The sequence below is a fragment of the Marivirga sp. genome, from assembly GCF_051117495.1.
Classification (GTDB): domain Bacteria; phylum Bacteroidota; class Bacteroidia; order Cytophagales; family Cyclobacteriaceae; genus Marivirga.
This window is the reverse complement of sequence record NZ_JBNPEF010000010.1, coordinates 24,938-35,830: the sequence shown is the minus strand read 5'-3', so window position 1 is coordinate 35,830 and position 10,893 is coordinate 24,938. Positions and strand designations below refer to the sequence as shown.

Sequence of the window (10,893 nt, the reverse complement as noted above, 5' to 3'; positions counted from 1 at the left end):
TAACCGTCAAACCGCATTGCACCTTGGAAAACTTGATTTTATTAAACCAATAATCAAAATAAAAAAATGAAAGTATTAAAATTTGGAGGTACTTCCTTGGGAAGCCCTGAGAACATAAAAAAAGTAAAAGCCATAGTGGCTAAGAAATCTCTAAATGACCAATTGATCATAGTGGCCTCAGCATTTAGTGGAGTCACCAATCAATTGCATGAATGTAGTCGGTTGGCAGAAAAAGGAGACGAAAGCTATAAAGCTCAACTCGATGCATTAATTAATCGCCACCTCGAAGCAGTTCAAGACTTATTAGGCGCTAAAGCTCAAAGTGGTATAATGGCTAAAGTAAGATTAGTCCTTAATGAAATAGAAGATATTCTTAAGGGAGTCTTTTTGATTCAAGAATTATCGAATAAGACATTAGATAAGGTTATTGGATCAGGGGAGGTTTTATCGGCTCTTATCATTAATGAATTTTTTCTGCAAGAGGGCATGAAAAGCAGTCAGATTAATCCACAAGAATTTATCCTGACGGATAGTGAATTTGGTAAAGCCAATGTCAATATGGCGCTTACAGAAGAGAAAATTAAATCTTATTTCCATAATCAGAAAGCACAAGTTTTAGTTTGCCCAGGCTTTGTAAGTAAAGACTTATATGGCAATAGCACTACATTGGGTAGAGGAGGTTCAGATTACACTGCCGCTTTACTCGCAGCGGCTTTAGAAGCGCCAGAATTGGAAATCTGGACGGATGTAAGCGGTATGATGACCGCCAATCCTAAATATGTAAAGCAAGCTTATGCTATCCCTCAAATTGATTATGAGGAGGCTATGGAGCTGACTCATTTTGGGGCCAAAGTATTATATCCGCCTTCAGTGCATCCAGTTTACAAAAAAGGAATTCCTATTTATATCAAAAATACATTTGAGCCAGAAGCAGAGGGTACAAAAATTCATGAGTTTCCCGAATCTGATGTTCAATCCATAAAAGGGATTTCCTGCATTGAAAATATTGCGCTTTTTAATTTATCTGGAAGCAGTATGGTGGGAATTCCTTATTTCTCGCACCGATTGTTTGAAGCTTTGGCACTAGCAAAGGTGAGTGTGATTTTAATTACTCAGGCTTCTTCGGAACATAGTATTTGTGTGGCCATCGATTTAGAAGATGTGGAAAAAGCAAAGTCTGCCATAGAAAATGCTTTTTCATTAGAATTTAAAGAGGAAATGCTCAATCCGCTTTATGTTGAAACTGATTTAGCGATTGTGGCCTTAGTGAGTTCACAAATGAAAAACCATATAGGGCTTAGCGGTAAAATGTTTAGTGTGTTGGGGCAAAACGGAATCAATATCAAAGCTATCGCACAAGGTTCTTCGGAGAAAAATATTTCTGCTGTGATTGAAAAGAAGCAAATCAAAAAAGCACTCAATACATTGCATGAAAGCTTCTTTTTGTCTGATCCGAAACGAGTGAATTTATTTATAGTTGGTACCGGTAATGTTGGAAAGACATTGATAGATCAATTAAATCAGCAATCAGAATACCTGAAAGAGCATAATCAAATTGATTTAAGAATTAGTGGCATTGCTAATTCTCTTAAAATGCTCTTTGACTTGAATGGAATTCCTTTTGAAAATGCAGTAGAAACCCTCATGGAGAAAGGACAAAAGATGGATTTAGAAGATTTTCTGGAGGAAATGAAGGAGTTAAACCTTAGAAACAGTATTTTCATTGATAATACTGCTCATGAGATAGTAGCTAATACTTATGCGGGTGTTTTGGAAAGTAGTATTTCAGTAGTCACACCCAATAAAATTGCCTGCACAGGGAAATTTAAAGATTACAAAAAACTTAAAAATCTGGCCTTCAGATACAGAAGTCATTTTCGATTCGAAACCAATGTAGGAGCTGGGCTTCCTGTAATCAATACATTGGATGATTTAATTAAAAGCGGAGATGAAGTTTTAGGGATACAAGCAGTGCTGTCAGGCAGCTTAAATTTCATATTTAATAATTATACGGGAAAAGGCGATTCCTTTGCGGAGGTGGTAAAACAAGCGCAAAAAGAAGGTTTCACCGAGCCCGATCCAAGAATCGATTTAAGTGGAGTGGATGTGAAGCGAAAAATCCTAATTCTGCTCAGGGAAAGTGGTTTTGAAATGGAACTGAATGATATTGATACGATTCCTTTCATTCCTGAAAAATGCATGCAAGCCAAAAATGTGGAAAAATTCTTTGAGTCTATTGCCCAAGAAGAAGCACATTTTAAACAATTAGTAGAGGAAGCCAATGCGGAAGGAAAAAAGTTGAAATATGTAGCGACTTTTGATAATGGAAAAGCCAATACTGGTTTAGAGAAAATCGTGCCTGATAGTCCTTTGTACAATCTTGAAGGAAAGGATAATATAGTCTTATTCAACACAAAAAGATATCCTGAGCAACCATTGGTCATTAAAGGTGCAGGAGCAGGAGCGGCTGTTACGGCATCCGGTATTTTCGGAGATATCATAAGAATAGCAAATGCACTCTGAAACAGTTTACAAATGACAAAATGGGTTAACTGGCATGGTCGGTCTAACGCATTACGCGTCTGACCGATAAAAACAAAAGCTGACGTGTGCTAAATGTTGTTAAGTTAAGGCATATTGCTTCTCTTTTTCCGCTAGCATTTGTGTCTTCACAAATGCATGGAGGAAAGCTAAGCAACATTCTGCAATCTGGTTGTGGAGACACAACCATGAGCTAAGGAACACAGCATACGCCTGTCAATTTAAAGAAGTTAGGTCAGACGATAGTCAGACCGGAATCAGCATTGCTTCGGTCTGACAGTTGGAACCGTCTGACCGGTAAAGACAAGAGTTGGAGAAAATTCACTATCCCATGGTCTGTGGCTCACAGACCATCACTAAAAGTTGAATAGGTCAGACGATAGTCAGACTGACAATAGACCAAAAGATATAAAAATGAAAAAAATAAAAATATTTGCTCCTGCTACAATCGCCAATGTCGGCCCTGGATATGATATCTTAGGATTGGCATTAGAAGGTGTAGGAGAGCATTTGGAGATGGAATTAATGGTTTCTGATGAAATCAAAATACAACCCATTCCCAATTACCCTGATTTGCCTTTAGGGCCTGATGAAAATATTGCAGGCATAGTAGCAAAAGCGATGCTCAATAATTTGGGCCTAAAACAAGGTTTGAATATAAAAATTGAAAAGTCAGTGAAACCTGGGAGTGGATTAGGCTCAAGTGGCTGTACGGCTGCGGCAACAGTTTTTGCTTTAAATGAATTATTGGATCAGCCTTTTACAAAACGCAAACTAGTGGAATTTGCGATGTTGGGCGAAAAAGCCACTTCAGGAAAAGCCCATGCCGATAATGTAGCAGCTTCCTTATTGGGAGGATTTTGTATTATTAAAAGTTACCATCCATTGGAAGTTTTGAATATTCCTTTTCCAAAAGATCTAAGATTAGTGGTGGCTCATCCCCAAATTGAAGTGAAAACAGCCGATTCCAAGAAGATTTTGAAAAAGGAGATGGCACTGCCTGATGTAATCACTCAAATGGGAAATATTGCTGCATTAATTAGTGGGCTTACTACCTCTAATTACGAGTGGATAAGATCGGGCATGAATGATTTAATAGCCGAACCGATTCGCTCTTACCTGATTCCTGGCTTTGCTCAGGCTAAATCCTTGGCTATGGAAAATGGAGCATTAGGCTGCAGTATTTCCGGTTCAGGCCCCTCTATTTTTGCTTTTTGTGCAAATGAGGATCAAGCTAAAGAAATCGGGGATGCTTGGAAGCAATTTTATGCGGATTTGGAAATTGATTCCAATATCTATTTATCCAAAATTAATCCAAGAGGAACATATAAAGTCGTATCAGAATGAAATATTATAGCACTAAAAATAAAACCTTGCGGAAAAGCTTCCGGGAAGCTGTAATGGAAGGTTTACCAGCTGATAATGGTCTCTACATGCCTGAGTTTATTCCCCAATTATCGAAAGATTATTTTGATAAAATTCAGGGTAAAAGCATTCATGAAATCGCTTTTGATGTTTTAAGACCATTTGTGGGGGAGGATTTAGATGACGCCCAATTGAAAGGCGTCATTCAAAAAACCTTTTCCTTTGATTTTCCGGTGAAAAAAATTGAAGAGAATAAGTATGCGCTTGAGTTATTTCATGGGCCAAGTTATGCCTTTAAAGATGTAGGCGCTACTTTTTTGGCTTTGTGCTTAGAAGAATTTTACAAAGATAAGGATGAAAAATGCACTATTTTGGTGGCTACTTCAGGCGATACCGGTGGGGCAGTAGCGGCAGCCTTTTCAAAAGTGGAAAATATTGAGGTGGTGATTTTATACCCCTCAGATAAGGTGAGTGAACTCCAGGAAAAGCAACTGACCACTTTCGATAAAAACGTCAAAGCATTGGAAATAGAAGGCGATTTTGATGATTGCCAGCAGTTAGTCAAGCAAGCTTTTTTGGATGGTGATTTAAGGAGAAAACTCAATATCAGTTCTGCCAATTCCATCAATGTGGCCCGCTTTCTACCTCAAATGGTCTATTATTTTACACCATTTATAAAATTCGGCAATGCTCCCTTGAATTTTGCAGTTCCAAGCGGAAATTACGGAAACCTGACAGCTGGCTTGATAGCGCAAAAAATGGGTTTGCACGTAAAACAATTTATAGCTGGAGCCAATAGAAATGATGTCGTGCCGAGATTTTTGAGTAGTGGTAAATATGAACCTAAGGCGACCATTCAAACTATCTCCAATGCCATGGACGTAGGGAACCCCAGTAATTTCCAGCGGATGATGGATTTATTTTCAGAAGATGAAATCAGAGAAAAAGTAAAAGGTTTTGCCTTTTCAGATGAAGCAACTCTGGAAATAATGAAAAAAGTATTTAAAGAAAATGACTATCTATTGGATCCACATGGAGCAGTTGGCTACTTAGCTTTAACGGAATTTATGAAAAGCTCAGTAGGAACAGGCATAGTAATGGAAACCGCCCATCCTTGCAAATTCATGGATGTAGTTAAAAACATCACAAGCGATGACATCTATCCTGAAGGAGCTAAAGAACTCATGCAGAAAGAAAAGAAAAGCGTGAAAATGAAGGTTGATTATGAGGTTTTTAAGGAGTTTTTGGTCGGATAATCCTAAAGTTCTGTTAATATTTTTGTGATAATATTTGACTTGTAAAACGGTTCCAAACATTACAGTCTTTATATATAATTTTATTAGCTTTAATTTTCATAAAATTGAATAATTTGCCAAATGAACACAAAGTCAAATATCTTTACAATACTTGAAGAAGCAATTGATTTATTCAAATCGAATTATAAATTATTTTTAACCATTAGTTTTCTAGGCGCAGTTTGTGGCCTTTTGTTTTCTGTCGGTAGTCAAATGATCAATGCGGATGATTTCATCAACGCCACGGTTTTAGTGCTTATAGGTATTATTACCTTCTATTTTTCCTTCCGATTACAGATTGCTTTAATAATTGCAATTAACAACAGATATCACGGTTTTGAGACTGATTTTCAAGAATGTTATAAGACAGCATGGAGCTATTTCTGGAGTTTTGTAACTACTTCAATAGCTTTAGCCTTAATTTTGGGGTTGTCCATTGTTTTTATCTTGTTACCTGTATCAATGGAGGCATCACTTTTGGTTATTTTTTCATGTGGATTGATATTTGGTGGTCTGGCTCTTGTACTTCTCTATTTATTTAATTTTGCTCCATTGGTCAGTGTATTAAACCCAGAGGTTGCAAATAATTTTAATAAAAGTAGAGAGTTGGTGAGAAGTCAACCTAGATTAGTCTTGAGTATGTTAGGGCTTGGTCTTATTGCTCAACTTTTGCTTTACTTCATAAAAGACATGTTTGGAGGTTATAGCTTTACACTAAATATGGAGATTTCTTTCATATTTGATTTTTTAATTGGTGTATTTATTTCACCAATATTCATGATTGTCTATATGATGGTCTATTACAAACTACAATCAACTAGCAATGATCAAGAAGGTGCTGCTGATACAACCACTGAATAATGCTATTTGTTATTATTAAAGGAAGGTTTAATTATTTTTTAAAATTTGCATTTTTTATCTTTATTTTCGGTTCTTATCAAAAGTATCGCCACTCGACTTTAGAGGAAAAAATATTGCAGATGTAACGACAACGTCAGAAATAGCCCTGTGGCGGCCAATATCCTCAGGGACTTTTTCATTATATAATTCCTCGTATAATTCATCTAACTTAAAGTATTTTCTTGTTTTATAATGCTGTTGTGCCAATTTGATGGTGTCATAAGTGGTCATTCCTGTGAAAGGCTTTTTTAGTCCTTCTCTAATGCACTCAGCTTCAACCACCCTTTTATCAAACATTATATTATGACCAACTAACCTTTTACAGCCTTTAGCATCTTGTTTAAGATGCATTAATGCCTCATTGAGTTCAACCCCTTCTTTAAGACATTGCTCGTCACTAATCCCATGTATATCAATAGATGCTGTAGGAATGGGGTATTTTTGCTTTATAATATAGTTGCCTTCGCTTATTATTTCTCCTTTTCTTGAATATACACCCCACGCAATTTCTACAATTCCCGGAAAGTTATCAATATTTGCTTTAGTTGCTCTTAAATTACGATCCTTAGTTAAGCCTGTTGTTTCTGTATCAAGAATCAAGCAGTATTTTTCAGCTTCAGAGTTGGTTGTACCGAATAAATTTTCATCCTGTTTCTTTTTCTTTGACTTTCGTAAAAATAGAAAAATAAGGATGACGATAATTATTCCTATGATTAAATACATAACAGAGATTTTAAGTATGTAATATAGGCTAATAGTGATAATAAAAAAAAATGTAAGAGAAGAAGGTTATAGGTTTTAATCCCTGATTTTATGCAAAAATTATACAAAAAAAAGGGTTACAAATATTCATTTGTAACCCTTTTAGGTGGTGGGGATAGTAGGATTCGAACCTACGACCCCCTGCTTGTAAGGCAGGTGCTCTAAACCAACTGAGCTATATCCCCATTAAATTTTTCCCTTTTTTAATTTTTGACAACCTTTTGTTGTCTTTTGGGAATGCAAATGTAGTACGCCTTTTTATATTTACAAATTGATTTTATAAAATAATTTAACTTTTTTTCAACGGTAACTTTATAAAACTGAAAATCAACTGTTTATATTCCTTAAAAAAATAATTTGGATTTATACCCCTTATTCACAAATTTCGTTCATCAATCAAACACAATACTTTGAAGCGCATCAGAAAGTTTATTCTTTACCTTTTTCTATTTTTTATCCTGCTTTTTGCGGGTGGGTCGGCTTATTTGTATTACAATCAAGATCAACTAATTGATAAGATTCTATCCGAAATCAATAAATCCATCCAAACGCCTGTCGAGGTGGGTAAAATTGATATCAACTGGTGGACGGATTTTCCTAACATCTCATTACGCTTTCAAGATGTCTTCATCGAGGAATCTATAGAAAGAAGCAGTTTACCCTTGGCTAAGCTGGAAGAATTGGCTTTGTCCTTCAATACATTGGACTTCCTCAAGGGTGATTACTCCTTTGAAAAGATCATTTTGAAAAGAGGGGAGGTCACCATTAGAACCACTCGTTCCGGTGAGCGAAATTATGATATAATCAAAAGTACGGAAGGAAGTTCAGGCCAAGAAGTCAATTTCAATCTCAAGAATATTCAAATACAAGCGGTTCAAGTTAATTATGTAGATGAGGGGCTGAAGCAATCCTATTTGCAATATGCTGAGGAGTTAAAGGCTAGTTTAAATAAAGTGGAAGATGTTTACCATATAAAAGCTACAGGCAAACTCAACTCCAAAGCCATCAAAATCGGGGAATTCAGTTATTTTGAAAATAAAAACTTGAATGTGAAGACAGAACTGAATTACACCCAAGGAGCTGAAACGGTGGAAATTCTGCCTTCCCAATTACTTTTGTCGGGAAATGAATTTCAAATATCAGGTGATTATGAAATCATTAATAGCTATATGGATATTCAAGTTCAGGGTGTGGAATCAGATTTTACTACCTTAATTTCTTTATTGCCCGAAAATTACCGAAAGCAATTGGCGGAATATGAAAGTAAGGGAAATGCAAAATTTGAAGGCACTTTAATTGGTAAGCTTACTGCCAAAGAAAGCCCGAAAATCATTTTTAATTTTAGTGTCGAGAATGCGTCTTTATTCCAAGCTGAATATAATACTAGATTTGAGAATTTGAGTTTTCATGGGAATTTCAATAATGGAGCTCAACAAAGTTTAAGAACCTCCCAATTGGTTCTAAAAGATTTAAGAGGAAGTTTGAAAGGTAAGCCTTTTAAAGCAGATTTGGGAATTAAGAATTTTGAAAAGTATCTCATTAATCTGACTACCGAAGGACAAATCTCTACTCAAGATTTATTCACTTTCTTTCCCAATCACGAGAAATATACAAAGCTCGAAGGCTTGGTTGATTTCAATCTGAGTTTAGCTGGTTATCTTAATGATTTCAAACAAGCCTCTACTGCCTCAAGAATCAATAATTCTGGAGAAATAGTGATCAGCAATTTGAGTGGAGTATATCAGGATTATCCACTACCCATTAAAGATGTAAATGGCAGACTGATGTTCAATAAAAATGATATTGCCATCAATCATTTACAAGGTAAGATAGGTGATTCGGATATTGAATTGAGTGGCTTTTTTCTCAATATCATCCCTTATTTCTTGAAGGATAATCAATATTTATTAATTGAAGCAGAAACCATAAGTGATAATATCAATCTCAATGAATTGTTGTCTGGCTTATCAACTGCCGAAAATACCATAGAAAAGCAGGAAGAGTCTTTCAAATTTGCTTTGAGCCCCAAGTTAAAGCTGGATTTGACCTCCCATATCTCAAAATTGGAGTTTAAGCGATTTCGAGCTCAAAATATTTCGGGTAAGATTAAATTGGCCAATCAAATTTTGGAGGCACCTCGACTAGCTTTAGAAAGTGGGGGAGGGAAAATGACCTTGAGTGGAAATGTGAATGCTAAACAGGAAAATAAAATTCGCATTAATACACAAGCTAATTTCAAAGGACTGAATATTGATAGCATTTTTTACACTTTTGAAAATTTTCAGCAGGATTTTCTTACCGATCGCCACTTAAAAGGAAAAATAGATGCTGATGTGGATGCATTTATTTTGCTGGATGAAAAGTTGAATTTCCAATCAGATGCTTTTACTGCCACCATTGATGCCAAGATAGAAAATGGAGAACTAAATGATTTTGAGCCTATGTTGAGCTTGTCAGATTATGTGAGGGAAGATGAGCTTACACATTTGAATTTTGGTGAATTGAGCAATACCATCGAAATCAGGAATAAAGTAATTTATTTACCTGAAATGTCCATTCAGTCCAATGTGTCCAATATTTTATTGCAAGGCACTCATACGTTTAATCAGGAAATTAATTACAGATTATTAGTACCTTTAAAAAACTATAAAAAGCAGGATAGCGATGAAGCCTTTGGTGCCATTGAAGAAAGTGGTGAATACTCCAATCTCTATCTTAAGATTATAGGCACAACGGACGATTTTGAAGTGAGCTGGGATAAAAAACGCTCCTTGCAATCTGTGGCTGAAAGAATAAGAGAAGAAGGTAAAACTTTAAAGAAAATCATCAGAGGAGAAAAACTCCCTGAAGAAGAGAAAAAAGAAACTGAGTTAAATGAAGAAGAATATTTTGATTGGTAGAAGAATATTTAATTATGGTGTATTGATCCTTGGATTAATTTTTATAGCGTCTTGTGGAAATAAGAAAGTTAATCCTATTATTACAGAATTGGACACCAAAACAGATGCGCTGATTATTGGCTTACAAGCTTTTAATGATTCTATTGTTTGGGCAAGTGGAACCTATTCCACTTTAATGAAAAGCACCAATGCAGGGAAAGACTGGAAAATATTTACCTACCCAAATATAGATAGTTTGCAATTCAGAGATGTTCATCCGATTAGTGACAAAGAAGCCATAGTATTAAGTGCTGGAGAAGGTAAGTTGAGTCAACTCTTTTATTTTCATGAAGAATCAGGTTGGAAAAAAGTTTTCCAGATGAATCATAAGCAGGGATTTATTGATGCCTTACAATTTTGGGAAAATGGGCAAGGTCTGGTTTATGGAGATGCCATCGACTCTTTAGCCTACATATTAAAAACCACCGATTTCGGCAGAAGCTGGAGAAGAATCCCAACTGCACCAAAATCGAATGAAGGGGAAGGAGGATTTGCCTCCAGTGGAAGCAATATTTTAATGGGCGAAGAAGGCAAAGCATGGATAGCAACCGGAGCCAATGGCAGTGCCAGGGTTTTCTATACAGCCGATTACGGAAGAAGTTGGGAAGTGAAAAATACCCCCATGATGACAGGAGAATTCGCAGGTTTAACCGCTATCAAGAAATCTGCAAATAAATTATGGATTACAGGTGGTGATTTGGGGATTTCTGATTCAATACTGGAGAATGTTTATTATTCGTATGATAATGGAGAAAATTGGAAAGCGCTACCAGCGCACCAAACGCAAGGTTCGTTTTATGGCTTGGCAGTCACCACATATTTAGAAAATGAATTCGTATTAGTTTGCGGTCCAAAAGGAGCAGAAATTTGGTTGGGAGACCAAGAGAAGTGGCAAATTGTAAGCGAAGAAGATATTTGGACTGCCACTTTTATTGATAGTCGAACCGCTTTAATGGCGGGTAGGAATGGTAAAATGTTTAAGGTGGAGTTGGAATAGAAATTGATGTGTTTTCGGCTTAGCTGATTGTATATTTTAACCTTTGGTTAAAATCAATAGATCCCCGCCTTCGCGAGGATGACGTTCTAATCAA

At 36.1% G+C, this 10,893-nt stretch carries 7 protein-coding genes and 1 tRNA gene; 6 read left to right on the top strand and 2 right to left on the bottom strand.

Annotation, left to right across the window (positions count from 1 at the left end; genetic code table 11):
- Window positions 1-66 precede the first annotated feature (66 nt).
- From thrA to ACFE0M_RS06205, 4 genes are all read left to right on the top strand, one after another.
- Window positions 67-2,523 (top strand): bifunctional aspartate kinase/homoserine dehydrogenase I, encoded by a 2,457-nt coding sequence (thrA, locus tag ACFE0M_RS06220; protein WP_434544884.1) that lies wholly within the window; start codon window positions 67-69, stop codon window positions 2,521-2,523.
- 432 nt (window positions 2,524-2,955) lie between these two features.
- Window positions 2,956-3,888 carry a homoserine kinase gene (locus ACFE0M_RS06215; RefSeq protein ID WP_434544883.1) on the top strand — a complete coding sequence of 311 codons (933 nt, stop codon included), beginning with the start codon at window positions 2,956-2,958 and terminating at the stop codon, window positions 3,886-3,888.
- Complete coding sequence (thrC, locus tag ACFE0M_RS06210) at window positions 3,885-5,162, top strand: threonine synthase (RefSeq protein WP_434544882.1); 1,278 nt, start codon at window positions 3,885-3,887, stop codon at window positions 5,160-5,162. Before ACFE0M_RS06215 ends, thrC begins: the two co-directional genes overlap by 4 nt.
- A 120-nt stretch (window positions 5,163-5,282) precedes the next feature.
- Complete coding sequence (locus ACFE0M_RS06205; RefSeq protein ID WP_434544881.1) at window positions 5,283-6,062, top strand: hypothetical protein; 780 nt, start codon at window positions 5,283-5,285, stop codon at window positions 6,060-6,062.
- Window positions 6,063-6,122: 60 nt separating this feature from the next.
- On the opposite strand, the gene ACFE0M_RS06200 is transcribed toward ACFE0M_RS06205, so the two are convergent.
- Both ACFE0M_RS06200 and ACFE0M_RS06195 read right to left on the bottom strand, forming a co-directional pair.
- A complete protein-coding gene (locus ACFE0M_RS06200) occupies window positions 6,123-6,824 on the bottom strand; it encodes a 3'-5' exonuclease (RefSeq protein ID WP_434544880.1) in 702 nt (233 codons plus the stop codon).
- Between the two features lie 146 nt (window positions 6,825-6,970).
- Window positions 6,971-7,048: transfer RNA gene (locus ACFE0M_RS06195), tRNA-Val, on the bottom strand.
- A 225-nt stretch (window positions 7,049-7,273) separates the two neighbouring features.
- Between ACFE0M_RS06195 and ACFE0M_RS06190 the strand changes: the two genes are divergently transcribed.
- Both ACFE0M_RS06190 and ACFE0M_RS06185 read left to right on the top strand, forming a co-directional pair.
- On the top strand, window positions 7,274-9,763 hold the full coding sequence (locus tag ACFE0M_RS06190; protein WP_434544879.1) for a hypothetical protein: 2,490 nt from the start codon (window positions 7,274-7,276) through the stop codon (window positions 9,761-9,763).
- Window positions 9,738-10,799, top strand: coding sequence for a WD40/YVTN/BNR-like repeat-containing protein (locus ACFE0M_RS06185; RefSeq protein WP_434544878.1), 1,062 nt, complete (start codon window positions 9,738-9,740; stop codon window positions 10,797-10,799). Before ACFE0M_RS06190 ends, ACFE0M_RS06185 begins: the two co-directional genes overlap by 26 nt.
- The last annotated feature ends 94 nt before the right edge of the window (window positions 10,800-10,893 follow it).